The following is a 24470-nucleotide window of genomic DNA, read 5'->3' on the forward strand; positions in this document are numbered from 1 at the left end:
ATCTTCTCTGCGGTGGTGCGCCACTCAAGCCGACGGCGTTGAAGAACCTGTGAAGAACCGATCCGGAACCGATCTTTCTTGGCGCGGGCGACGTCGACCCGAGGTGCGGGCGGGTGTCACTTGGTACCTTCCGGATCATGTGGACGGCCCCTCGGATCCTCGTCGCGGAGGACGATCCCAAGCAGGCCCGGCTCATCCGGATCTATCTGGAACGCGAAGGACACCAGGTCACCGTGGCGGCCGACGGCCGTCAGGCGCTGGAACGAGCCCGCGCGCTCAGGCCGGACCTGCTGGTGCTCGACGTGATGATGCCCGGCCTCGACGGCCTTGACGTCTGCCGTGTCATCCGGGCCGAGGCGTCGGTCCCGATCCTGCTGCTGACGGCGCGTTCCACCGAGGACGACATGCTGCTCGGCCTCGACCTCGGTGCCGACGACTACCTGACCAAGCCCTACAGCCCCCGCGTGCTGACGGCACGCGTCCGCGCGCTGCTGCGCAGAGCCGGCGTCGGCGGGGCACCGGCCGCCGCCTCCGCGGAACCGGTGCTGCGGGTGGGCGACCTGGAGGTGGATCCCAACCGCTTCGAGGTCCGTACGGCCGGACGCCGGGTCGAGGTGACCGCGAAGGAGTTCGGGATCCTGCAGACGCTGGCGGCCGAGCCGTCCCGGGTCTTCACCCGCGCGCAGATCCTCGAACGGGCCTTCGGCTTCGACCACCACGTGCTCGAACGCACCGTGGACGCGCACGTGATGAACCTGCGGCGCAAGATGGAGCGGGACCCGGCGGACCCGGTGTACGTGCAGACCGTCTACGGCCGCGGCTACCGCCTCGGCCCCGCTGTCGAGGGCTGAACGATGCCGTTCGTGGGATTCCGTGCCCGGGTGTTCGCCATCGTCACGCTCGTCACGCTGGTCGCCATCGCCACCACCGCCTGGCTGACCGTGCGCACCACCACGGCCGAGTTCACCGACTCGGCGGCCGCGGCCGCCCGCGACGTCGACACGATCGAGGCCGATCTGGTCAGGTACGGCAGCGTCCACGGCACCTGGGAGGGCGTGCCGCACCTGGCCGAGGAGCTGAAGGGCAGGACCCGCCAGCGCATCCGGCTCGCGGGCCTGTCCGGCGACGTCATCGTGGACACCGACACCCTGGAGGGCCGGACCGCCCGGCCCACGACGAGCCGTCCGGCCTCGGTCCTGGACCCGCGCCGCGAGCTGGTGGCCGGGGCGTTCGCCATGCCCGCGTCCGGCCGGCGGACCGACACGCCTCCGGGAGCGTTCTCGAGCGATCCTCCGGCCAAATCGAACGATCCCTCTGCCGACCCGAGCGCTGTGGTGCTCGATCCGTCACGGCGTCCCGGAGATTCGCCGGTCAGCGTACGGATCGGCCCTAGGGCCCTGCTGGCGAGGCTGAGCTTCTACCGGTCCGCCATCCGTCTCCGGGCCTGCTACACCCGTGAAGGGGTGCAGATGCGGGTCAGGCAGCCGATCATCTGGTCTCGGAACCCGGCCGCCGCGTACGTGGCGGGTATCGACGACGACCGGCCCGCGAAGTGCGCGGCCCAGGCCAAGAGCACCAAAGCCGAGCGGGCGGCGGACCACGAGGCGGCCCTGGCGTGCGGCGCCGGACGCACCGAAGCCCTCGGGGTACAGGACCCGTCCCTCGTCCCCGAGGAGACCTGCGAAGGCCGGGTCTTCCTGCAACGGCTGGAGAGCGTCGCGCCCGAGCCGCTCCTGATCTGGCTCGGCCACAGCGAGCCCCAGCGCGGCGCGGTCCGGATCCCGCTCTTCAGGGTGGCCACGGCGGCGAGCGTCGTGGCGGTGCTGCTGGCCGCCGGGACACTGCTGCTGAGCCGCCGGGTCCTCGCCCCGATCGCGACGCTCCGGGTGGCCTCCGGCCGGCTGGGCGCGGGCGACCTGTCGGAACGGGTCAGGGTGCGCGGCCACGACGAGATCGCGGCGCTGGGCCGCACGTTCAACCGCATGGCCGACTCGCTGCAGCGCAGCGAGGAGGCGCAGCGGCGCATGATCAGCGACATCGCGCACGAGCTGCGGACGCCGCTGTCCACCATGCGCGGCTATCTGGAGGCGCTCCAGGACGGTGTTCTGAAGCCCGACCAGGAACTGCTGGCCTCCCTGCACGAGGAGGCGGTGCTCCAGCAGCGGCTGATCGACGACCTGCAGGACCTGGCGCTGGCCGAGTCGGGCGCGCTGCGCATGCGTCTCGAACCGCTGGACGCGGTGGAGCTCCTGGAGACGTACGGCTTCACCCACCGGGTCGCCGCCGAGTCGCGGGGCGTCCTCCTGCTGGTCGAGACGGCCCCGGTCCCGCCGGTGAACGGCGACGCCGACCGGCTGCGCCAGGTGGTCGGCAACCTGGTGACGAACGCGCTCGCGGCCACGCCGCCCGGTGGGACGATCACGCTGCGCGCCGGGCCGGCGGACGACGACGGCGTGCTGATCTCGGTGGCCGACACGGGCCACGGCATCGGCGCCGAGGACCTGCGGAACGTGTTCGACAGGTTCTGGCGGGCGGACGCCGCGCGCGGCCGGGGGACCGGCGGGCGCGGCCTCGGCCTCTCGATCGCCAAGGGCATCGTCGCGGCCCACGGCGGGACCCTCTCCGCCGAGAGCACCACGGGCGCGGGTTCGACGTTCACCGTCCGGCTGCCGCCGATGCCGCCGCCGGACCGCGGCTGAGCCGGGCGCGGCTGAGCCGGATCGCGGCTGCGGCGCACCGCGGCTGCGGCAGGCCGTGTTTGGCCCTCTCTCCTGCGGGGACGGCATGTCCGTTCGTGAGAAAGGGGAGACGATGACGGCGAACGTGGCCCGGAACGGTACGGGCGGGCTCGGCAGGCAGACCGCCGGGCACCCTTGGTTCCATCGGCTCTCCAGGGCGGGTCTGGCCGCGCGTGGCGTGCTCTACCTGCTGGTCGGCTGGCTGGCGGTCCGGGTGGGGATGGGCCACGGCGGCGGCAAGGAGGCCGACAAGGGCGGCGCGCTCCAGGAGATCGCCGGCAGGCCCGGCGGTACCGTCGTGCTGTGGCTGCTGGTCATAGGGCTGGCGGGGCTGGCGCTGTGGGGATTCTCGGAGGCGCGGTACGGGCAGCCCGTCCCCGACGGGCACAAGGCCCGCAAACGGCTGGCGGCGTTCGGCAGGGGACTGGTCTACTCGGTGGCCTTCGCCGGGACGCTGGCGTTCGTGCTCAGCCACAAGCAGAGCTCCAGCGACCAGGAGTCCAGGTCGTTCACCGCGCGCGCGATGAGCGAGCCCGGCGGGCGCTGGCTCGTCCTCGCGGTGGGCATCGGCGTCGTCGCCTGGGGCCTGCACCAGATCTGGCACGGCGCGGGACGCAACTTCCGCGAGGAGCTGAAGACGTTCGGCATGGACCAGCGGGTGCAGCGTGCCGTCGAGGTGCTCGGCGTGGTGGGCCACATCGCCAGGGGCATCGTGGCGATCGGGTTCGGCGTGTTCCTCGGGTACGCGTTCGTCACGTTCGACGCGGGCAAGGCGAAGGGACTGGACGGCACGCTGCGCGAGCTCGCGAGTACCCCCGCCGGGCCGTGGCTGCTGGTCGCGGTCGCCCTCGGCCTGGTGGTCTTCGGGGCCTATTCGCTGTGCGAGGCGCGCTGGCGCAAGGTCGAGGCCGTGCGCGCCTAGGGCATGTCTCGAAGTCAGCTGCCCTACTACGCGACGCCCAGGCACGCACCTCGCGGAGTTGTCGTCAGTCGACGGCCAAACCCGGGCCGACTCCCTCCTCCGCCCCCGCGATGCACGCACCTGGACGCCGCTCGCTACGGGCGCCGACTTCGAGACACGCCCTAGTCAGGGCTGGAACGGGGCGAGGCTCCGCCAGCCGGGGTCGGCGGTGGAGGCCACCTTGGCCTTGCCCTCGCTCCAGCCCGCGGCGAGCTGGTCGAGCTCGGCGATGACGCCAGAGTCGGGGTCGGCGTACAGGTGGAACACCCGCAGCCCGTCGCCGGTCTCCCGGACGGCCAGCACCGCGCGGTCGCCGAGACCGGACAGCTTCTTCTCGAACTTGCGCAGCGCCCCCGCCGAGGGGTCGACCGGCAGGCGGTCCGGGTTGCTGTGGGAGTACGGCACCGAGATCGCCACGTGCTGGTCGCACAGCGGGTAGTCCTGGCGGTGCAGCGGGAACCGGGCCCGCAGCTGCGAGGGGTGCCCGCGCGGCGTCCGGCCCTCGCCGGAGAGCCAGGCCGGCTCGCGGAAGTCCTCGGTGACCTGCTCGACGACGACCGGCAGCATCGCGGGCGGCAACGCGTCCATCGGCGTCTCGGTGGCGATGCGGACCTCGCCGACCCAGCGGGCCACGTCGTCCTCGCCGAGCGCCCAGTCGAGGACGTGCAGGGCGACCTGGACCTGCTGCTCCTCGGAGACGAACAGGAAGTCGGGGTGGTAGGCGCCGATGTCGACCCGGCCGCGGAGCTGGTCGGCGCGCATCCCGAACCGCACGTACTCCAGGTCGAACTCGTGGTCGCCGAGCAGCAGCTGCTGGCCCAGCATCTCGTGATCGGCCTGCCGCGCCGGGTGGAAGCGCCAGCCGGTGCCGGTGGGCGCGGCGCGGTACCAGCGCTCGGACAGCCCGCGCAGCTCCGGATCGCCGCCGCCCGTCACCGTGAGGGACGGGCCGTCCTCCTCCGAGCCCCCGATCTCCCACTGGAGCTCGGGGTGGATCTTGCTGACCCGGTGCGAGAGCTCCTCGACCAGCTCGGTCGAGAGCCCGTCACCGAGCGCGGCCTCGATCGAGGGGCGGGCCTGCCCCCACCACTCCCAGAAGTCGATGATCGCAGGAAGCGGGGTCGCGGATGGCGTGTCGCGGGGACGGCGAAAGATTCCCATGGCGGGCATCATCGTACGCGGATTTCCCGTCCGCCCGCCCACGCCGCTTACCCTTGAGAAGTTATGACTCTCCGCGTACTGGCCGCCATGTCGGGCGGCGTCGACTCTGCCGTGGCCGCCGCCCGGGCCGCCGAGGCCGGCCACGACGTCACCGGCGTGCACATGGCCCTGTCCAACAACCCGCAGTCCTACCGCACCGGCGCCCGTGGCTGCTGCACCCTGGAGGACTCCCGCGACGCGCGCCGGGCCGCCGACGTGATCGGCATCCCGTTCTATGTCTGGGATCTGGCCGAACGGTTCCACCACGACGTGGTCGAGGACTTCGTGGCCGAGTACGCGGCGGGCCGCACGCCCAACCCGTGCCTGCGCTGCAACGAGAAGATCAAGTTCGAGGCGCTGCTGGACAAGGCCCTGGCGCTCGGCTTCGACGCGGTCTGCACCGGGCACTACGCGCGCCTGGCCGACGGCGTTCTGCGGCGCGGCGTGGACGCGGGCAAGGACCAGTCGTACGTGCTGGCGGTCTGCACGCCCGAGCAGCTCGCCCACGCGATGTTCCCGCTCGGCGACACCACCAAGGCCGACATCCGCGCCGAGGCCGAACGGCGCGGGCTGCAGGTGGCCGACAAGCCCGACAGCCACGACATCTGCTTCATCGCGGACGGCGACACCAAGGGTTTCCTGGCCGAACGCCTCGGTGCGGCCCCCGGCCCCATCATCGACGTCGACGGCAACCAGGTCGGCGAGCACGAGGGCTCGTACGGCTACACCGTGGGCCAGCGCAAGGGCCTGCGCCTGGGCACCCCGGCGCCCGACGGCAAGCCGCGGTACGTCCTGGACATCTCGCCGGTGACCAACACCGTCACGGTCGGCCCGCGCGAGGCCCTCGACGTGACCGAGATCACGACCGAGCGCCCGGTGTGGCTCACCGAGACCCCGGCGGGCCCGTTCGGCTGCCAGGTCCAGCTGCGTGCGCACGGCGAGGTCTACGACTGCGTGGCCGAGCCGGACGGTGACCGGCTGGTCATCCGGCTCGCCCGCCCCGCCCGCGGCGTCGCGTCGGGCCAGGCGGCGGTGCTGTACGAGGGCGACCGCGTCCTCGGCTCGGCCACCATCGCCGAAACCACCCGCGTCCCCGCCTAGCCGTCGTAGCCATGGCCGCCTGTTCTGACGTTCCATGAGGTCCCCCTAGGGTTGTGGTGTGGACTTTCCTTGGGAGGCCGGGAGCGCGACCGGCGTTGGCTCGTACCCGGGCACCGACTCCGCCGAGGCTCTGCGGGTCGTGCTGGGCGAGTTGCCCCGGCTGCCGCATCTGCCCGAGCTCCCCGCGCGCGGGCCGGGCGCCGACCTGATCGGGCGTACGGCGGGGCTTCTCGTCGATCTCGCCGTGCACGTGGAGCCCTCCGGCTGGCGGTTCTCCGACCGGCCGGGGCGCGACACCCGGCGGTCCCACGATCATCTCGGCCGCGACCTGGACGTGCTGGAGGAGGTTGCGGGCGGGCACGACGGCCCGTTCAAGATCCAGGTGTGCGGGCCGTGGACGCTCGCCGCCGCGATCGAGCTCAGGAACGGCGAGCGCGCGCTCAAGGACCCCGGCGCGGTGCGCGACCTGACCGTCTCGCTGGCCGAGGGCATCGCCGGGCACGTCGCGGACGTACGCCGGCGGCTGCCGCACGCCGAGCTCCTGGTGCAGTTCGACGAGCCGGGGCTGCCCGCGGCGCTGGCCGGGACCGTGCCGAGCGCCAGCGGGTTCGCGCGGCTGCGGCCGATCGAGGCGCCGATCGCCGAGGAGACGCTCCGGCAGGTCATCGACGCCGCCGGAGCGTTCCCGATCGTGCACTGCTGCGCGCCGAACGTGCCGTACCGGCTGCTGCGCGGCGCCGGGGCCAAGGCGATCTCCGTTGACCTGAGCCTGGTGCCCCAGCGGGACGACGACGCGGTGGGAGAGACCATCGACGCGGGAGTCGGCCTCCTGCTCGGCGTGGTGCCCGGCACGGATGTCTCGCTGCCGCCGCTACAGGCGACCGCCACCCCCGTACGGGACCTCTGGCAGCGGCTAGGCTTCCCGATCGCTCAGCTGGGCGAGCAGGTGGTCGTCACGCCGTCCTGCGGCCTCGCTGGCGCGTCCCCCTCGTACGTACGGGCTGCCCTCAAACGCTGCCAGGAGACGGCCCGTACGTTGCACGAGGCTCCCGACGCCTGACCGGGCGGCCAGGGGAGCGGCGGGACGCCGGGAAGAGGCCCGTCCTCGCTGGTCAGAATGTGCGTGCGGCGTTGTTGGAATGTCGGTGCCGCACGACAGAATGAGGTCATGAGCATCGAGGGTGTTCCGACCGAGGCGGCGCAGCGGCACGCGCGGCTGAGCCAGGAGATCGACGAGGCCAACTACCGCTACTACGTGCTCGACAACCCCACGTGGACCGACGCGGAGTACGACCGGCGGCTGCGCGAGCTGCAGGCGCTGGAGGCCGACCACCCGGAGCTGGTCACGCCCGACTCGCCGACGCAGCGGGTCGGCGCGCCCATCGTGACCGACTTCGCGACCGTCGCGCACCTGGAGCGCATGCAGAGCCTCGACAACGCGATGAGCGCCGACGAGCTCCTCGCGTGGGACGAACGGGTCGTCAAGGAGGTCGGCGAGATCGCCGGCTACCTGTGCGAGCTCAAGATCGACGGCCTGGCCATCGCGCTCGTCTACGAGAACGGGCGGCTGGTGCGCGGCGTCACCCGCGGCGACGGCCGCACCGGCGAGGACGTCACCAACAACATCCGCACCATCGCCGACGTCCCGGCGCGGCTGGCGGGCTCGGGCTGGCCCGAGACGCTGGAGGTCCGCGGCGAGGTCTTCCTGCCGGTCGAGGGGTTCGAGCAGGTCAACGCGGGCCTGGTCGAAGCGGGCAAGGAGCCGTTCGCCAATCCCCGCAACGCGGCGGCCGGGTCGCTGCGGCAAAAGGATCCGCGCGTCACCGCCAAACGCCCGCTCGGCATGCTGGTGCACGGCTTCGGCGAGTGGGCGGGAGGCGACAGTAAGCGCCCGGAGAGCCAGTCCGAGGCGTACGAGATGATGCGCGGCTGGGGGCTGCCGGTCAGCGACCTCTACAAGGTCGTCGGCGGGCTCGACGCCGTCCGCGAATACATCGCCCACTACGGCGAGCACCGGCACGACCCGGCCTACGAGATCGACGGCGTGGTGGTCAAGGTCGATCAGTTCGCGCTGCAGCGGCGGCTCGGGTCGACGTCGCGCGCGCCGCGCTGGGCGATCGCCTGGAAGTACCCGCCGGAAGAGGTCAACACCAAGCTCCTCGACATCAAGGTCGGCGTCGGCCGCACCGGGCGGGTCACCCCGTACGGCGTGATGGAGCCGGTCAAGGTCGCCGGGTCCACGGTCGCCTACGCCACGCTCCACAACGCGAGCGAGGTCAAGCGCAAGGGCGTGCTGATCGGCGACACCGTCGTGCTGCGCAAGGCCGGTGACGTGATCCCCGAGATCGTCGCGCCGGTGACCGGGCTGCGGGACGGGAGCGAGCGCGAGTTCGACATGCCCACGCGGTGCCCCGAGTGCGACACCGAGCTGGCGTACGAGAAGGAGGGCGACGCCGACATCCGCTGCCCCAACGCGCAGTTCTGCCCGGCCCAGCTCCGTGAGCGGCTCTACTTCCTGGCCAGCCGCAACGCGCTCGACATCGAGGCGCTCGGCTACGTGGCGGCGACGGCGCTGACCCAGCCACTGGAGCCCAGCGACCCGCCGGTCAAGAACGAGGGCGACCTGTTCCATCTCACCGTCGAGGAGCTGCTGCCGATCCGGACGGTGGTCCGCGAGCAGCGCACCGGGCTGCCCAAGATCGACCCGAAGACCGGCGAGCAGAAGGTCGTCACGTTCTTCGCCAACAAGGACGGCGAGCCCAAAAAGACCGTCGACAAGCTCTTCGAGGAGCTGGAAAAGGCCAAGCAGCAGCCTCTGTGGCGCGTGCTGGTGTCGCTGTCGATCCGCCACGTCGGCCCGCGCGCGGCGCAGGACCTGGCGCGCGAGCTGCGTTCGCTCGACCGGATCGCCAACGCGACCGAGGAGGAGCTCGCCGCCGTCGACGGGATCGGTCCGGCCGTCGCCGCCTCGATCAAGGCGTGGTTCGAGGTCGGCTGGCACCGCGAGATCGTCGACAAGTGGCGGGCGGCCGGCGTCCGGATGGAGGACGAGGGCGCCGAGGCGGGGCCGCGGCCGCTGGAGGGCGTCACGGTGGTGGTCACCGGGTCGCTGGAGGGCTTCAGCCGCGACTCGGCGACCGAGGCGATCCAGGCGCTCGGCGGCAAGGTCACCGCCTCCGTCTCCAAGAAGACGGGCTTCGTGGTCGTCGGCGACAGTCCAGGGTCGAAATACGACAAAGCCGTCAAGCTTGGCGTTCCGGTGCTGGACGAGGACGGATTCCGCGTTCTGCTGGCCGACGGGCCAGATGCGGCCAAAGCCGTAACCCTGAGCGGGGAGGAATGACGGGCCGTGGTCGTTGCACAGATAACCAGCTAGGAGTTACCCAACGGTACTGTTCCACTACCCACTGGTGGCGTTAGGGTGCGGAATGGGCATAACGGAACGTACGCAATCGGTTTCGCGAAGTTGAGCAAACGTCGTACTCTCCCTCTGGTCACACACTCCGATCCTCCGGCGGTGTGAACGGGCGGGGAACACGGCGGCAACACCCCGGTGACATCGGCCGGGGGACCCCGGGCCGCACGGCCCGGCGCCCGACCCGGACTCCGGGCCACAGCGGCCAGGAGGACGCACAATCCTGCCCCACGGTCATGCCGGCCGAGGGGACGCCCGGTTCTCGCAGGCGCCCCCCGGCGTCCGACGCGGACCGACCTCCCGACCCACCGGCCGTGTTCGAGCCGGGAGTACGACCCCGGGGCCGCACCGGCCACCGGGGACGACCCCCCGTACCCCGGCCCACCGGCCAGGGGACGAACCTCCCGCACCCCCGAGGATGTGATGAAGGACCCGAACAACACGCGGAACACGATGCCGCGCAGAGGCTCGCCGCTGTGGATCTTCTTCGTCGTGGTCATCTCGCTGGGCGCCGCCGCGTTCGTCGTCACGCTCACCCGGCTGACCGGGCGGGATCTGGACACGCTCGTCCACATGCCGGTCATCCTGATCCTCGGCGCCTTCATCGTGTTCGGCGAGCTTCGGCCGATCATCACGCCCGGCTCCACCGAGAACAACGGCGCCACCACCTCCACCACGTTCTCGTTCGCCGCGCTGCTCTACGCCGGACTGCCGATCGCGGCGGTGCTGCAGGCGGTGGCGGTGATCACCTGCGGGGTCTTCCGCGGACGCACGCCGCACCGCATCGCGTTCAACGTGGCGCAGTACACCCTCAGCCTCTCCGCCGCCCAGCTCGCCCTCCTCGCCTGCGGCATCCGCGGCGTGCCCTCCGAGACATGGGTACCCGACGGCAAGGACCTGCCGGCCATCGCGCTGGCGGGCGCGGTCTACTTCATCTGCAACGACGCCCTCGTCGGCGCGGCCGTCGCCCTGCACGAACGTGTGTCGCTGGTCAAGGCGCTGCGCTGGGACCTCGGCTACCAGGTCCTCGTGCACCTGGCGCTGCTCGGCCTCGCGCCGCTGATGGTCGTGGCGATGGACCGGTCGGCCTGGTTCCTGCCGCTCGTCGTGCTGCCGTTCATCGCGGTCTATCTGAACGCCTCCGTCTCGGTACGCCGGGAGCACCAGGCCCTGCACGACGGGCTGACCGGGCTGCCCAACCGCAAGATGCTGATCGTCCGGACCGAGGAGGCGCTCGCCGAGGTGCGCGGCGCCACCACCCGCAGGCTCGGCGGGATGGTCGGCGCGGCCCGCCGCCCCGAGAGCGGCCGCGCCGGGCTGTTCCTGCTCGACCTCGACAGGTTCAAGGAGGTCAACGACACGCTCGGGCACCCGACCGGCGACCGCCTGCTCCAGCTCGTCGCGCACCGCCTCACCCACAGCGTGCGCCCCGGTGACCTGGTCGCCCGGCTCGGCGGCGACGAGTTCGCCGTGCTGCTGCCCACCGTCCGCGACGCGGCGGCCGCGCGCGAGGTGGCCGCCCGGCTCCGCGCCGCCCTCAGCGAGCCCGTACGGCTCGACGGGCTCTCGTTCGACCTGGAGGCCAGCGTCGGGATCGCGCTGTTCCCCGACCACGCGCCCGACTTCGAGCTGCTGCTCCAGCGAGCCGACGTCGCGATGTACGTCGCCAAGGAAAACCGCACCGGCGTCGAGGTCTACTCGCCCGGCAAGGACCGCAACTCGCCCGCCCGCCTCGGCATGCTCGGCGACCTGCGCCGGGCCGTCGACCGCGGCGAGCTGGAGCTCTTCTATCAGCCCAAGATCTCACTGCACGACGGCCAGCTGGTCGGCATGGAGGCGCTGCTGCGCTGGCGCCACCCCGAGCAGGGCCTGCTCGAACCCGAGCACTTCCTGTCCGTCGCCGAGCAGACGTACCTCATGCGGGCGATCACCCACTACGTCGTGGACGCGGCGCTCGCCCAGGCCGCCCGCTGGTGGCAGGAGGACCTGACCGTCCAGGTCTCGGTCAACGCCTCCGGCCGCGACCTGCTCGACACCGGCCTCGCCGAGACGATCGAGACCGGCCTGCTCGAACACGGCCTGCCCGCCGCCGCTCTCCAACTGGAGATCACCGAGCGCATCCTGATGAACGAGACGGCCTACGCCTCCGACACCGTGGCCGCCCTCGCCGAGCTCGGCATCCCGCTCAGCCTGGACGACTTCGGCACCGGTTACTCCTCCCTCGTCCGGCTCAAACGCCTCCCGGTCGAAGAGCTCAAGATCGACGCCTCGTTCGTCCAGCGGCTGACGGCCTCCGCCGAGGACGCCGTGATCGTCCGCTCCATCGTCGACCTCGTCCGCACCCTCGGCCTCCGTTCGGTCGCCGAAGGCGTCGAAGATCCCCAGACCGCCCGCCTCCTACGCGAAATGGGCTGCGACGCCGCCCAAGGCTGGCACTTCGGCCGCCCCATGGACCCCGCCACAGCCACCGACTGGCTGTATCTAAAAGGCTTCCCCGGCCTCAGGTCGTCGCCTGGCGGCTCGGACCCGAACCGTGAAAGCGGCGAGCGCGACATCGCTTCGCGATCTTCGCTCTGAGCTTCGCTAGCGCTCGCTCAAAGCTCAGCGCCGCGCTGTATTTATGGCTTTCACGGCCTCGAACCCTCGCCTGGCGGCTCGGGATCGAACCGGGAAGGCGGCGAGCGCGACATCGCTTCGCGATCTTCGCGGGTAGCATCGCCTTCGGCTCGCTCCCCGCTCAGCGCCGCGCGCTCGCGGTGCGTATGCAGCGCCGGGCCTGGGTTCGAAATTCAGCCTGCTCGGCCTCAGTAGCGGCGACGGCGGACCGGGGGTTCTACGTAGGTGGGGTCCTCGTAGTAGGGCTCTTCGCGGACGGGCGGTGGGGGTGCGACGACGCGGCGGCGGGCGGAGGCGATGCGGGCGATGCCGATGATGAGGCCGATCAGGCCGCCGAGCATCAGGATGATGCCGACCACGCGGATGTCGACGCCGCTGAACTCGTGGTTCACGGCATAGGTCAAGATCGCACCAATGATGATCAGGGCGATGCTGCCACCGATGGTCACGGCGCTCTCCTCTCGTTCGTCCTCGGACGTACGGGGGTTCCGTTCCCTGCGTGGCGGTATGAAACAGATCGCCGGTCGCGTGGCGGCGTAAAGCGGTCGGCCCGAGGTCGGCGCGGCCCATAGGATGGTCGTCAATCCAATCGATCGCCAGAAACGGTTTCCGACATGTCCGCCATCACCCGTGACGAGGTCGCGCATCTCGCGCGGCTGTCCCGGCTGGCGCTCGGCGAGGACGAGCTCGATCACCTCGCAGCCCAGCTCGATCAGATCATTTCCGCGGTCGCCCGGGTGCAGGAGGTCGCCGCGGAGGAGATCCCGCCGACCTCGCACGCGCTGCCGCTGACCAACGTCTACCGGGCCGACGAGGTCCGGCCGTCCCTGCGTCCGGAGCAGGCCCTGGCGGGTGCCCCGGCCGCCGAGGAGCAGCGTTTCCGGGTCCCGCGGATTCTGGACGAGGAGGCGTGATGGCGGAGCTGACCAGGAAGTCGGCGGCGGAGCTGGGCGCGCTGATCGCGTCCGGCGAGACGTCCGCGGTGGAGGTCGCCCAGGCGCACCTGGAGCGGGTGCGGGCTGTGGACGGTCAGGTGCATGCCTTTCTGCACGTCGATGACGAGACCGTGCTGGCGCAGGCGCGGAAGGTGGACGAGCGGCGGGCCGGCGGGGAAGAGCTCGGGCCGCTGGCCGGGGTGCCGATCGCGCACAAGGACGTCTTCACGACCTCGGACATGCCGACCACGGCGGGGTCCAAGATCCTTGAGGGTTGGCGGCCCCCGTACGACGCGACCATCACGGCGCGGCTGCGCGAGGCGGGGCTGGTGATCCTCGGCAAGACCAACATGGACGAGTTCGCGATGGGCTCCTCCACGGAGAACAGCGCCTACGGCGTGACCCGCAACCCCTGGGATCTCTCGCGCGTCCCGGGCGGTTCGTCCGGTGGCTCGTCGGCCGCGGTGGCCGCGTACGAGGCGCCGCTGTCCACCGGCACCGACACCGGCGGATCCATCCGGCAGCCGGCGGCGGTCACCGGCATCGTGGGGACCAAGCCGACCTACGGGGGCTCGTCCCGCTACGGGGTCATCGCGTTCGCCTCGTCGCTCGACACGCCCGGCCCGTTCGCACGGAACGTGCTTGACGCGGCGCTGCTGCACGAGGCGTTCAGCGGCCACGACGTGATGGACTCCACGTCGATCGACCGTGCTGTGCCGCCGGTCGTCGAGGCCGCGCGGCGCGCGGACGTCAACGGGCTGCGCGTCGGCGTCGTCAAGGAGTTCGCCGGCGAGGGTTACCAGGCCGGTGTGCTCAACCGCTTCAACGAGGCCGTCGAGCTGCTGGAGTCGCTGGGGGCCAAGGTCGTCGAGGTCGCGTGCCCGGCGTTCGCCTACGCGCTGCCCGCCTACTACCTGATCGCCCCGTCCGAGGCGTCGTCCAACCTGGCGCGCTTCGACGCGATGCGGTACGGCCTGCGCGTCGGCGACGACGGCACCCGCAGCGCCGAGGAGGTCATGGCGCTGACGCGGGAGCAGGGCTTCGGCGCCGAGGTCAAGCGGCGCATCATGCTCGGCACCTACGCGCTCTCGTCGGGCTACTACGACGCGTACTACGGCAAGGCGCAGCAGGTCCGCACGCTGATCACGCGCGACTTCGACAACGCCTTCGAGCAGGTCGACGTGCTGGTCTCGCCGACCACGCCGACCACCGCGTTCCCGATCGGCGAGCGCGCCGACGACCCGATGGCGATGTACCTCGCCGACCTGTGCACGATCCCGTCCAACCTCACCGGCAACGCGGCCATCTCGGTGCCGTGCGGACTCGCCGACGAGGACGGCCTGCCGGTCGGCCTGCAGATCATGGCCCCCGTCCTCGGCGACGACCGCGTCTACCGCGTCGGCGCCGCGGTCGAGCAGGCCCTGGAAGACCGCTGGGGCGGCCCGCTGCTGGCCAAGGCCCCCGAGCTCGCGGAGGCTGCCAAGTGACCACGCCGACCATCGTGAAGTACGACGAGGCGCTGACCCGGTACGAGCCGGTGCTGGGCATCGAGACCCACATCGAGCTCGGCACGAACTCGAAGATGTTCTGCGGCTGCCCGACCGCGTTCGGCGCCGAGCCCAACACCCAGGTCTGCCCGGTCTGCCTCGGCCTGCCCGGCGCGCTGCCGGCGACCAACCACGCCGCCATCGAGGGCATCATCAAGATCGGCCTGGCGCTCGACTGCGACATCGTCGAGTGGTGCCGGTTCGCCCGGAAGAACTACTTCTATCCGGACATGCCGAAGAACTTCCAGATCTCGCAGTACGACGAGCCGCTCTGCGTGGACGGCCACCTGGACGTCGAGGTCGACGGCGAGACGTACCGGATCGAGATCGAGCGCGTCCACATGGAGGAGGACACCGGCAAGTCGCTGCACGTCGGCGGCGCCACCGGCCGCATCCAGGGCGCCCTCCACTCGCTGGTCGACTACAACCGCGCGGGCATCCCCCTCGTGGAGATCGTCACCAAGCCCATCACGGCCACCGGTGACAAGGCCCCCCTCGTGGCCCGCGCCTACGCCACCGAGCTGCGCGAGCTGGTCCGCTCCATCGGCGTCTCCGACGTCCGCATGGAGGAGGGCTCCATGCGCTGCGACGTCAACGTCTCCCTGATGCCGCGCGGCGCCTCCGAGTGGGGCACCCGCACCGAGACCAAGAACGTCAACTCCCTGCGCTCGGTCGAACGTTCCGTCCGTTCCGAGATCGAGCGCCAGGCGGGCGTGCTCGACGCCGGACAGCGCGTCATCCAGGAGACCCGCCACTTCCACGAGGACACCGGCGTCACCACCAGCGGGCGCAGCAAGGAAGAGGCGCAGGACTACCGCTACTTCCCCGAGCCCGACCTCGTCCCCATGGCCCCGTCCCGCGAATGGGTCGAGGAGCTGCGCGCGACGCTGCCCGAGCTGCCCGCGGCCCGCCGCAGGCGCGTCCAGCAGGAGTGGGGCCTCTCCGACCTGGAGCTGCGCGACGTCGTCAACGCCGGCGCCCTCGACCTGATCGAGGCCACCATCGCCGCGGGCGCCGACGCCGCGTCCGCCCGCAAGTGGTGGATGAACGAACTGTCCCGCCGCGCCACCGAGCAGGGCGTCGACCTGCCGTCCCTGCCCATCACGCCCGAGCAGGTGGCCCGTATCCAGGCCATGGTCACGGCCGGCGAGCTCAACGACAAGCTGGCCCGCAAGGTCTTCGAAGGCGTCCTCGCGGGCGAGGGCACCCCGGACGAGGTCGTCGCCGCCCGCGGCCTCAAGGTCGTCTCCGACGACGGCGCCCTGGCCGCGATCATCGACCAGGTCATCGCCGACAACGCCGCCGTGGCCGACAAGGTCCGCGCCGGCAAGGTCGCCGCCGCCGGCGCCCTCGTCGGCGCCGTCATGAAGGCGAGCCGAGGCCAGGCCGACGCGGGCCGCGCCCGCGAACTCATCCTGCAAAAACTAGGCGCCTCCTGACGGCGTGGGACGTCGCCGTTCCGTGACGCCACCCGGAACGGCGGCCCGCCCCATATTCTGCTTGTGGCCACCTTCTCCAAGAGATTCACGAGGGATGCCAGGATGCCGGCGTTGCCGGAGGACAGCTGGTTGTTGAGTATTCGGCAGCAGGTCGCTCCGGTCACCGCGGAGGAGTACGACGCGCTGCCAGAAGACATCGCAAGGGTGATCGAGGTCGTGGACGGCTACGTCGTTTATTGTGAGCCGCCCACGCCCGAACATCAGATCGCAGGTCGACGGCTCGCCAATCTGATCGAAGGTCATGCGCGGGCGGCGATGAGCCGTGGGCACGACTGTCTCACCGTGAACACCGACATTGACCTACGGCTTCGGGATGTACCTCTGCTCAACCGGCGCCCTGATGTCGTGCTGTACCGTTGTCTGGATCGTGATCTTGGAGAGCGCCTCCGGCCGGAGTATGTCTCGCTCGTCGTTGAGATCGTGTCGCCGGGGTCCGAGACCCAGGACAGTGCGGACAAACTCGGCGAGTACGCCAAGGCCGGAATTCCGCACTACTGGATCGTCCGGCTCGACGCGACCGGTGTATCGATGATCGAGCGTCATCAGCTTGACCGGGCCGCCATGCTCTACAAGCACGTGGGCACTCTCATGAAGGATGAGGGCGGTACCCCTGAGCTCGGCAATCCCATTCCCTTGACGATCGAGTGGCAGGAACTTGAGTTCTGAGCCTCAGTCGACGGGGAGGCTGATGACGCGGTCGTCTCCTTGGCGGGGGTCGCCTCGGCCGTCCTTGTTGCTGGTGGTGATCCAGAGGGTCTTGTCGGGGGCCTGGACGACGGCGCGGAGGCGGCCGTAGCGGTCCTGGAAGTGGGGGACGGGGCGGGCCACCTTGCCGTTGGCGGTGAGAGGGATCTGCCAGAGGCGCTCGCCGCGGAGGGCGGCGGCCCAGAGGGAGCCCTTGGCGTAGGCCAGGCCTGACGGGGACGACTCGTCGGTGGTCCAGGTCAGGAGGGGGTCGGTGTACTGGGGTTTCCCGCCGACGCCCTCGACCTCGGGCCAGCCGTAGTTCTTGCCCTTCTCGATGCGGTTGATCTCGTCGTAGGTGTTCTGGCCGAACTCGGTGGCGTACATGCGGCCCTTGTCGTCCCAGGCCAGGCCCTGCACGTTGCGGTGGCCGTAGGTCCAGACGCGGGACTTGAACGGGTTGCCCGGGGCCGGTTCGCCCTCGGGGGTGACGCGGAGGATCTTCCCGCCCAGGGAGTCCTTGTCCTGGGCCAGCTCGGTCTTGTAGACCTCGCCGGTGGCTATGTAGAGGTATCGGTCCGGGCCGAACGCGATGCGGCCGCCGTTGTGGTTGTCGCCCTTCGGGATGCCGGTGACGACGGGCTGGAGCGGGCCGATCCCGTTGTCGTAGCGGAAGCGGACCACGCGGTTGTCCTTGGACGCGGTGAAGTGCAGGTAGACGAGGCGGTCTTGGGCGAACGTGGGGGAGACGGCCACGCCCATGAGGCCGCCCTCGCCCGCCGCCGCGACGCCGGGGACCGTGCCGATCGGGGTGGCCTTGCCCTGGGACGTCACCAGCAGGAGGCGGGCGCTGTCGCGTTCGGTCACCAGGGCCTCGCCGGACGGCAGGAACGCGATCGCCCAGGGCACGGCCAGGCCGGTGGTGACGTCGCGGGGCTGGGCGGGGGACTGCGGTGACGTCGCCGGGGCCGCCGGGGTGCTCGCAGTGCCCTCACCACCGCCGCCGCCGGACGAGCAGGCCGCCAGCGGCAGGAGAAGGATCAGCGCAAGTCTTCGCATGAAGGCTCCGTCAGGTCAGAGGTACGACGATCACACCATCGTCCTCGTCGTTGTCGGTGGTGAGCCAGAGCGACGTGCCGTCTGGTGCCGGAACGACCGCGCGAATGCGTCCGAATCGTTCCTTGAAGTGTGCGATGGGGCGTCCCGCGGCGCCGTTGCGCGTGAGCGGGATCTGCCAGAGGCGCTCGCCGCGGAGGGCGGCGGCCCAGAGCGAGCCCTGCGCGTACGTGAGCCCGGACGGGGAGGCCTCGGCCGGGGTCCAGGTCAGCACCGGCCGTTTGAACCGGATCGTGTCGCCGCCCATGCCCTCGACCTCGGGCCAGCCGTAGTTGCGTCCCTTCACGATCTGGTTGACCTCGTCGAACCGGTCCTGGCCGAACTCGGTGGCGAACATGCGGCCCTGCGGGTCCCACGCCAGGCCCTGGACGTTGCGGTGCCCGTAGGTCCAGACGAGGGTGCCGAACGGGTTGCCGGGGGCCGGGTCTCCGGTGGGCGTCATCCGGAGGATCTTGCCGCCAAGGGATTTCCTGTCCTGGGAGAGTTTTTCGCGGCCCGTCTCCCCGGTGGAGGCGTACAGCATCCGGTCCGGTCCGAACGCGAGGCGCCCGCCGTTGTGGTTGCCGCCCTTGGGGATGCCGGTGACCAGCGTCTGGAGCCTGCCGATGCCGTTCTCGTAGTGGAACCGCGCGATCCGGTTGTCCGAACGCGCGGTGAAGTAGACGTACACGAACTTGTCGCTCTCGAAGCCCGGGGACACCGCGACCCCCAGCAGCCCGCCCTCGCCGGCCGCCGACACGCCCGGGATCTTCCCGATCTCCGTGACCCGGCCTTTCGGGGTGACGCGGAGCAGCTTCGCGCTTTCCCGTTCGGTCACCAGGGCGTCCCCGCCGGGCAGGAACGCCAGGCCCCAGGTGACCTTGCGGCCCTTGACGAGCGTGCGGGGCTCGCCGGGGCGCGCCGTGCCGGTGGGCGAGGACGACGGCTGCGCCGAGTCCTGGTCGGTGGACGAGTCGTCACCGGACGTTCCTGATCCGTCGCCGTCCGCAGTGCAGGCGCCCAGAACGAGCAAGACGGTCATCAGGGTCGTGAGAGCGGAAGTGCGGCGCATAGGGCAATCAAGGCACAGTGGCGCGTGCGATACAACGACCTTGCCGGACGTAACGGCACCGTGCCCTACAGAGTGTGACGTGGGACAACCCGTCGCTTAGACGGCCAACCACGGCGAGACTTCGCAGTATGAAGGCCCGACAAGGATGTTTGTCGCCGGGTGGACGCTGAGCCTCAATCGCTCCGTGACCTACGGAACGTACATTGAGCATCACGGTGATCCCGCACTGCAGCAACGTCGCTGTCCGATGACCGGCGCAGCGGATGTGCCCGCCAGCTCCCCCGGCGCACAACCTGCGCAGGGCACGTTCCACTACGCACGGAGCGTTGTCCGAGCGGCCGGGCGAGGTATTCGGGGTCTGGGGTTCGCCCCCAGGCGACGCCTCGGGACGAACATTCCATAGGTGCAGCGGAGTGGCTGCGGGAGCAGACGCTCCCACAAGGCAGGAAGGGACACGGCGCGATGGGCGGCGAGAACGCTCTGCGGGCGGTGGAACGGGATCGCGACCGTGAGGCGCGGTGGCCGTCCCGTCGCGTGCCGCCCCCGGCGGTGCCCATCGGCATCGTCGCGATCATCGGTGTGCTGTACACCATAGGCTCCCTGCTCGGGTGGGGCGGCGCGACCTTCACGGCGTGGGCCGAGGTGGCCGCCGCGGCCGCCGCGACCGGCTCGCTGCTCGTCGCGGCCCGCCGGCCGTCCGGCGCACGCACGGCCGGCCTGGACGCGGGGCGCCCGGATACCGGCCATCCCGCGGACATCCTGATCGACGACGTCGAGCGGGACGTCCCCGGCCTTGCGGGCGACCTGCCGGACGACGCCCGCCTGCTCCAGCCCGACCCGGGCGGACCGGCCGTCCTTCCCGTGGACGACGGCCCTGACACGTCCGGGCGCGTCCAGGGCGAGACCCGATGGCGGGCCGCCTGGCGGTGGTACGGGATCGCCGCCGCCTGCTGGCTCGTCGGCGCGATCGGCTCGGCGATCTCGCCGTCGCCGGGCCGCAGCGCGATGTCGGCGTCGGTCTTCGACCTCTTCTACCTGGCCGCCGTGATCGCCCTCGTGATCGGCCTGGTCGTGCCGATCCGGCTGCCCCGCGACGCCCGGACCTGGCTCCGGTACGCCGCCGACACGTACGTGTGCGTGTGCGCGCTCTTCGTGCTGGGCTGGGTGGCGCTGCTCAGCGATCTCTACCGGCGGTCGGACGAGACGCCCGCCGAGTTCCTGCTCGAACTGCTCTACCCGCTGGTCGCCGCCGTCCTGGTCTGCGGCGCGCTGTCGTTCGTCCTCGGCGCCGCGCGCGGGCACCGGCGGTCGGCCTGGACGGGGTACGTGGCGCTCGTGGCGTTCGCCGCCGCCGACGTGGTCAGCCTGGCCGTCCGGCTGCGGGGCGGCGCCGTGACCGACGACCCCGCCGACATCCTGCGCATCGGCGGCCTGCTGCTGCTCGCCCTCGTTCCCTGGACCGGTCCGGACGGCGTCGCCGCTGCCGACGGGGGCAGAGGGCGCGAGCCGGCCGACCAGCCCGGCCGGATGATCGGTCCGGGTATCACACCGGCCGCCGTGGCCGCCGCCGCCACCCTCTTCGTGGCGGGCCGCGGGCTCGCCGGGACGGACGGGCTGGAGCCCGTCGTCTCGCTGGTCGCGGGGTCGGCGACCATCGTCCTGCTCGTCCGCCTGGCCGGGCTGCTGCGCGAGAACGACGGCCTGCGCCGTGCCGTGGGCACCGGCGAGGAGCACTTCCGCGCCCTCTCCGAGAGCATCAACGACGCGGTGCTGATCTGCGACCTCGACGCCGTCGTGCAGTACGCCAGTGCCGGGGCCCTGCGTACCTACCGCTACGCCCCGGAGGAGCTGCTCGGCCGACCGCTGCACGAGATCATCCACCCCGAGGACCTGCCGCACGTCCAGGACGTCTTCACCGAGTTCCTGCGCGCCGAGGAGGGCACGGCCGCGGCCGACGACGACCCGGTGCCCGACACGCTGCGGGTGTCGTGCCGGGTCCGGGCGGCGGACGGCACCTGGCTGCCGACCGAGTCGACGATCTCCCGCTACAGCGGCACGGGGGAGGCGCCGGGCCGGATGCTGGTCACCACCCGCGATCTGAGCGAGCAGGCCGCCCTGCGACGCCAGGTCACGCACCTGACGTTCCACGACGGACTGACGGGCCTGCCCAACCGCGCCTACTTCGAGGAGCGCACCCGAGATGTGCTGTCCCGGCAGGAGTGCGGCGGCAAGGTGGCCGTGGTCTTCGCCGATCTCGACGGTTTCACCGCGGTGAACGACTCCGCGGGGCACGCGGCGGGCGACCAGGTGCTCGCGCAGGCGGCCCGCAGGCTGCGCTCCACGGTCCAGGCCGACGACACCGTGGCCCGCTGGGGCGGCGACGAGTTCGCCGTCCTCGTGGAGAACCCCACCGAGACGCAGACGGCGGTCGAGCTCGCCGAACGGCTGCTGCGCGTCCTGTCGGTGGAGCCCTACCGTGTCGGCGGCAAGGGCATCGTGCTCACCGCCAGCGTCGGGATCGCCTTCGTCGACGACCAGGAGCCGGGCGCCGAGCCGTGCGCCGAGACGGGCGTGGCGGTCGCGGGCGAGACGGCCCGGAGACCGAACGCGGGGCGGCTGCTGCGCCGGAACGCCGCGGAGCTGATCCGCAACGGCGACCTGGCGATGGCCCGCGCCAAGGAGCTGGGCGGCGGCCGGGTCGAGGTCTTCGCGCCGCACATGCACGCCGACGTCGTACGGCGGCTGGAGCTCGGCAGCGACCTGCAGCGTGCGCTCGCCGAGGAGGAGTTCACCGTCGAGTTCCAGCCGGTGGTCGAGCTCGCCACGTCGAGGGTCACCGGCGTGGAGGCCCTGGTGCGCTGGTGGCGCGGCAACGACGCCGTGCCGCCGGAGGAGTTCATAGGGCCCGCCGAGGTGTCCGGGCTGATGATCCCGCTCGGTGACTGGGTGCTGCGCGAGGCCTGCCGCGAGGTCGCGCGGTGGCGGCGGGAGTCCTGGGACGTGGGCCTGTCGGTCAACTTCACGGCCCGCCAGATAGCCGCGCCGCGGTTCGTCGAGTCGGTGGCGGCGGCGCTGGAGGAGACCGGGCTGCCGCCGCAGGCCCTCACCGTCGAGGTGAAGGAGGAGGTACTGGTCGAGGACGCCGGGCAGAGCGTGGAACGCCTGTCGGCGCTGCGCGACCTGGGCGTCCGTCTCGCGATCGACGACTTCGGCACCGGCTATGCCTCGCTGGCCTACCTCGGCCAGCTCCCGGTGGACATCATCAAGATCGACCCGTCGTTCGTGGCCGGGCTGGGCTCCGACGAGACGCTCACCCTGCTCACCCGGACGATCGTGCGGCTCGGGCGTGACCTGGGGCTCACCGTGGTCGCCGAGGGCATCGAACGGCCCGAGCAACTGGAGCTGCTGCGCGAGATGGACTGCCCGCGCGGGCAGGGCTTCCTGGTGGCCAGGCCCATGGCCGCCGGACGCGTCGAGTCCCTGGTCCGCACCAATCTCGGTGCCCCGGAGCTGGGCGGGGCCTCCCTTCCCCTGGAAGGAACGGCGCTCTCACCAGGCTGATCCGGCTGCGGGAGACTCGCATGGGCGAGTCTCCCGCTGTTCTCTGCCCATTGTCCGTCGTCTCATATGCCGAGACAATACGTCCAAGGATTTGACCGGCGCGGTGAAGTCGGCGAAAGTGGCTTTCGTGCAGAGCGGTTCCATCATTCTCGTAGTACTTGGTCGGCGCGCAGGCTGATCAAGCACTTCCACCTGCGCGCGCCCCTCGACCGCCAACCGGCGGCGGGGGTTTTTTGTTGGCCGCAAGTTCTTCAGCCCGACTCTCCCCAAGGAAACAGGAACATGACGACCGAACAGATGACGGGAGCCCAGGCGCTGGTCCGCGCGCTGGAGAACGTCGGCGTCGATACGGTGTTCGGCATCCCCGGAGGGGCGATCCTCCCGGCATACGACCCGCTCTTCGACTCGAAGAAGCTGCGCCACATCCTCGTCCGGCACGAGCAGGGCGCCGGGCACGCCGCGCAGGGCTACGCGATGGTCACCGGCAAGGTCGGCGTGTGCATGGCCACCAGCGGCCCGGGCGCGACCAACCTGGTCACGCCGATCTCCGACGCGTACATGGACTCGGTCCCCATGGTGGCGATCACCGGCCAGGTGCCCAGCGCCTCGATCGGCACGGACGCCTTCCAGGAGGCCGACATCGCCGGCATCACGATGCCGATCACCAAGCACAACTTCCTGGTGACGAAGGCGGAGGACATCGGCCGCACGATCGTCGAGGCGTTCCACATCGCCTCCACCGGCCGCCCCGGCCCGGTCCTGGTCGACATCTCCAAGGACGCGCTGCAGTCCACGTTCGGCTTCGAGTGGCCGGTGCAGATGCAGCTCCCGGGCTACCGGCCCGTCACCCGGCCGCACTCCAAGCAGGTGCGCGAGGCGGCACGGCTGATCGTCGAGTCGGAACGTCCCGTGCTGTACGTCGGCGGCGGCGTGATCAAGGCCGGTGCCTCGGCCGAGCTCAAGATCCTCGCCGAGCTGACCGGCGCGCCCGTCGTCACGACCCTGATGGCCAAGGGCGCGCTGCCCGACAGCCACCCGCTGCACATGGGCATGCCGGGCATGCACGGCAGCGTCGGCGCGGTCGGCGCCCTGCAGAAGGCCGACCTGCTGGTCACCCTGGGCGCCCGCTTCGACGACCGGGTCACCGGCAAGCTCGACGGCTTCGCCCCGTTCGCCAAGGTCGTGCACGCCGACATCGACCCGGCCGAGATCTCCAAGAACCGGCACGCCGACGTCCCGATCGTCGGCGACGCCCGCGAGGTCATCGCGGATCTGATCGTCGCGGTGCAGAACGAGCACGAGAGCGGCCGCAAGGGCGACTACGAGGACTGGTGGCGCCAGCTCAACGCCTGGCGCGAGACCTACCCGCTCGGCTACGACAAGCCCGGCGACGGCTCGCTGTCGCCGCAGCAGGTCATCGAGCGCATCGGCCAGCTGGTCGGCCCGGAGGCCTACTACGTCGCGGGCGTCGGCCAGCACCAGATGTGGGCGGCGCAGTTCATCAAGTACGAGCGGCCCGGCGCGTTCCTCAACTCCGGCGGCGCGGGCACCATGGGCTACGCGGTCCCGGCCGCGATGGGCGCCAAGGTCGGCGCGCCCGGTACCCAGGTGTGGGCGATCGACGGCGACGGCTGCTTCCAGATGACCAACCAGGAGCTGGCCACCTGCGCGATCGAGGGCATCCCGGTCAAGATCGCGGTCATCAACAACGGCAACCTCGGCATGGTCCGGCAGTGGCAGACGCTCTTCTACAACGAGCGCTACTCCAACACCAACCTCCAGTCCCCGGCCATGCACGCCAAGCGAATTCCAGACTTCGTGAAGCTGGCCGAGGCGTACGGTTGCGTGGGGCTGCGCTGCGAACGCGCGGAGGACGTCGACGCCACCATCGCCAAGGCGATGGAGATCAACGACGCCCCCGTCGTGATCGACTTCGTCGTGCACCAGGACGCCATGGTCTGGCCGATGGTGGCGGCCGGCACCACCAACGACGACATCAAGATCGCGCGGGACCTGGCGCCCGACTTCGAGAACGGAGACTGACCG

At 71.2% G+C, this 24470-nt stretch carries 17 protein-coding genes; 13 read left to right on the forward strand and 4 right to left on the reverse strand.

Annotation, left to right across the window (positions count from 1 at the left end):
• Window positions 1-137 precede the first annotated feature (137 nt).
• The 3 genes from ABD333_RS00640 (at window position 138) to ABD333_RS00650 (ending at window position 3660) form a co-directional block, all read left to right on the forward strand.
• Complete coding sequence (locus tag ABD333_RS00640) at window positions 138-851, forward strand: response regulator transcription factor (protein WP_344536630.1); 714 nt, start codon at window positions 138-140, stop codon at window positions 849-851.
• 12 nt (window positions 852-863) lie between these two features.
• Window positions 864-2699, forward strand: coding sequence for a sensor histidine kinase (locus ABD333_RS00645; RefSeq protein WP_344536631.1), 1836 nt, complete (start codon window positions 864-866; stop codon window positions 2697-2699).
• 112 nt (window positions 2700-2811) lie between these two features.
• Window positions 2812-3660 (forward strand): DUF1206 domain-containing protein, encoded by an 849-nt coding sequence (locus ABD333_RS00650; RefSeq protein WP_344536632.1) that lies wholly within the window; start codon window positions 2812-2814, stop codon window positions 3658-3660.
• A gap of 165 nt (window positions 3661-3825) precedes the next feature.
• Here the strand turns inward: ABD333_RS00650 and ABD333_RS00655 are convergent, their stop codons facing one another.
• Window positions 3826-4860, reverse strand: coding sequence for a DUF695 domain-containing protein (locus ABD333_RS00655; protein WP_344536634.1), 1035 nt, complete (start codon window positions 4858-4860; stop codon window positions 3826-3828).
• A gap of 63 nt (window positions 4861-4923) precedes the next feature.
• On the opposite strand from ABD333_RS00655, the gene mnmA reads away from it, so the two are divergent.
• The 4 genes from mnmA to ABD333_RS00675 all read left to right on the forward strand — a co-directional run bounded on the left by mnmA (window position 4924) and on the right by ABD333_RS00675 (window position 11992).
• Window positions 4924-6000, forward strand: a complete 1077-nt coding sequence (mnmA, locus tag ABD333_RS00660) for a tRNA 2-thiouridine(34) synthase MnmA (protein WP_344536635.1) — start codon at window positions 4924-4926, stop codon at window positions 5998-6000.
• Between the two features lie 58 nt (window positions 6001-6058).
• On the forward strand, window positions 6059-7060 hold the full coding sequence (locus tag ABD333_RS00665; protein WP_344536637.1) for a methionine synthase: 1002 nt from the start codon (window positions 6059-6061) through the stop codon (window positions 7058-7060).
• A gap of 108 nt (window positions 7061-7168) precedes the next feature.
• The gene (ligA, locus tag ABD333_RS00670; protein WP_344536639.1) at window positions 7169-9343 is read left to right on the forward strand and encodes an NAD-dependent DNA ligase LigA; all 2175 of its coding nucleotides are present in this window, start codon (window positions 7169-7171) and stop codon (window positions 9341-9343) included.
• A gap of 495 nt (window positions 9344-9838) precedes the next feature.
• A complete protein-coding gene (locus ABD333_RS00675; RefSeq protein WP_344536641.1) occupies window positions 9839-11992 on the forward strand; it encodes a putative bifunctional diguanylate cyclase/phosphodiesterase in 2154 nt (717 codons plus the stop codon).
• A gap of 227 nt (window positions 11993-12219) precedes the next feature.
• Here the strand turns inward: ABD333_RS00675 and ABD333_RS00680 are convergent, their stop codons facing one another.
• Window positions 12220-12480: a DUF6458 family protein gene (locus ABD333_RS00680; RefSeq protein ID WP_344536643.1), complete on the reverse strand. Its 261-nt coding sequence runs from the start codon at window positions 12478-12480 to the stop codon at window positions 12220-12222.
• Between the two features lie 165 nt (window positions 12481-12645).
• On the opposite strand from ABD333_RS00680, the gene gatC reads away from it, so the two are divergent.
• From gatC to ABD333_RS00700, 4 genes are all read left to right on the forward strand, one after another.
• The gene (gene gatC, locus ABD333_RS00685) at window positions 12646-12945 is read left to right on the forward strand and encodes an Asp-tRNA(Asn)/Glu-tRNA(Gln) amidotransferase subunit GatC (RefSeq protein WP_344536644.1); all 300 of its coding nucleotides are present in this window, start codon (window positions 12646-12648) and stop codon (window positions 12943-12945) included.
• Window positions 12945-14453 (forward strand): Asp-tRNA(Asn)/Glu-tRNA(Gln) amidotransferase subunit GatA, encoded by a 1509-nt coding sequence (gene gatA / locus ABD333_RS00690; protein WP_344536646.1) that lies wholly within the window; start codon window positions 12945-12947, stop codon window positions 14451-14453. The genes gatC and gatA overlap by 1 nt, the downstream gene beginning before the upstream one ends.
• A gap of 14 nt (window positions 14454-14467) precedes the next feature.
• A complete protein-coding gene (gene gatB, locus ABD333_RS00695; protein WP_344538779.1) occupies window positions 14468-15952 on the forward strand; it encodes an Asp-tRNA(Asn)/Glu-tRNA(Gln) amidotransferase subunit GatB in 1485 nt (494 codons plus the stop codon).
• Window positions 15953-16054: 102 nt separating this feature from the next.
• On the forward strand, window positions 16055-16678 hold the full coding sequence (locus ABD333_RS00700) for a Uma2 family endonuclease (protein WP_344536647.1): 624 nt from the start codon (window positions 16055-16057) through the stop codon (window positions 16676-16678).
• A 3-nt stretch (window positions 16679-16681) separates the two neighbouring features.
• Here ABD333_RS00700 and ABD333_RS00705 read toward each other — a convergent pair whose 3' ends face one another.
• Window positions 16682-17755: a PQQ-dependent sugar dehydrogenase gene (locus tag ABD333_RS00705; protein WP_344536648.1), complete on the reverse strand. Its 1074-nt coding sequence runs from the start codon at window positions 17753-17755 to the stop codon at window positions 16682-16684.
• A 10-nt stretch (window positions 17756-17765) separates the two neighbouring features.
• The gene (locus ABD333_RS00710) at window positions 17766-18833 is read right to left on the reverse strand and encodes a PQQ-dependent sugar dehydrogenase (protein WP_344536650.1); all 1068 of its coding nucleotides are present in this window, start codon (window positions 18831-18833) and stop codon (window positions 17766-17768) included.
• Window positions 18834-19325: 492 nt separating this feature from the next.
• Here ABD333_RS00710 and ABD333_RS00715 point away from each other — a divergent pair, with 492 nt between their 5' ends.
• Both ABD333_RS00715 and ABD333_RS00720 read left to right on the forward strand, forming a co-directional pair.
• Entirely contained in the window at window positions 19326-22424 is a 3099-nt protein-coding gene (locus ABD333_RS00715) for a putative bifunctional diguanylate cyclase/phosphodiesterase (RefSeq protein ID WP_344536652.1), read from the forward strand.
• 66 nt (window positions 22425-22490) lie between these two features.
• Window positions 22491-24467 carry an acetolactate synthase large subunit gene (locus tag ABD333_RS00720; protein ID WP_344536654.1) on the forward strand — a complete coding sequence of 659 codons (1977 nt, stop codon included), beginning with the start codon at window positions 22491-22493 and terminating at the stop codon, window positions 24465-24467.
• The last annotated feature ends 3 nt before the right edge of the window (window positions 24468-24470 follow it).

The organism is Actinomadura fulvescens, from assembly GCF_039533225.1.
In the GTDB taxonomy this organism is placed as follows: Bacteria; Actinomycetota; Actinomycetes; order Streptosporangiales; family Streptosporangiaceae; genus Spirillospora; species Spirillospora fulvescens.

Bases quoted from the DNA above. Each gene is read 5' to 3' on its own strand.
- ABD333_RS00640 (WP_344536630.1), top strand. From the start codon at position 138: ATGTGGACGGCCCCTCGGATCCTCGTCGCGGAGGACGATCCCAAGCAG.
- ABD333_RS00650 (WP_344536632.1), top strand. From the start codon at position 2,812: ATGACGGCGAACGTGGCCCGGAACGGTACGGGCGGGCTCGGCAGGCAG.
- ABD333_RS00655 (WP_344536634.1), bottom strand. From the start codon at position 4,860: ATGGGAATCTTTCGCCGTCCCCGCGACACGCCATCCGCGACCCCGCTT.
- mnmA (WP_344536635.1), top strand. From the start codon at position 4,924: ATGACTCTCCGCGTACTGGCCGCCATGTCGGGCGGCGTCGACTCTGCC.
- ligA (WP_344536639.1), top strand. From the start codon at position 7,169: ATGAGCATCGAGGGTGTTCCGACCGAGGCGGCGCAGCGGCACGCGCGG.
- ABD333_RS00675 (WP_344536641.1), top strand. From the start codon at position 9,839: ATGAAGGACCCGAACAACACGCGGAACACGATGCCGCGCAGAGGCTCG.
- gatC (WP_344536644.1), top strand. From the start codon at position 12,646: ATGTCCGCCATCACCCGTGACGAGGTCGCGCATCTCGCGCGGCTGTCC.
- gatA (WP_344536646.1), top strand. From the start codon at position 12,945: ATGGCGGAGCTGACCAGGAAGTCGGCGGCGGAGCTGGGCGCGCTGATC.
- ABD333_RS00700 (WP_344536647.1), top strand. From the start codon at position 16,055: ATGCCGGCGTTGCCGGAGGACAGCTGGTTGTTGAGTATTCGGCAGCAG.
- ABD333_RS00705 (WP_344536648.1), bottom strand. From the start codon at position 17,755: ATGCGAAGACTTGCGCTGATCCTTCTCCTGCCGCTGGCGGCCTGCTCG.
- ABD333_RS00710 (WP_344536650.1), bottom strand. From the start codon at position 18,833: ATGACCGTCTTGCTCGTTCTGGGCGCCTGCACTGCGGACGGCGACGGA.
- ABD333_RS00715 (WP_344536652.1), top strand. From the start codon at position 19,326: ATGGGCGGCGAGAACGCTCTGCGGGCGGTGGAACGGGATCGCGACCGT.
- ABD333_RS00720 (WP_344536654.1), top strand. From the start codon at position 22,491: ATGCCGAGACAATACGTCCAAGGATTTGACCGGCGCGGTGAAGTCGGC.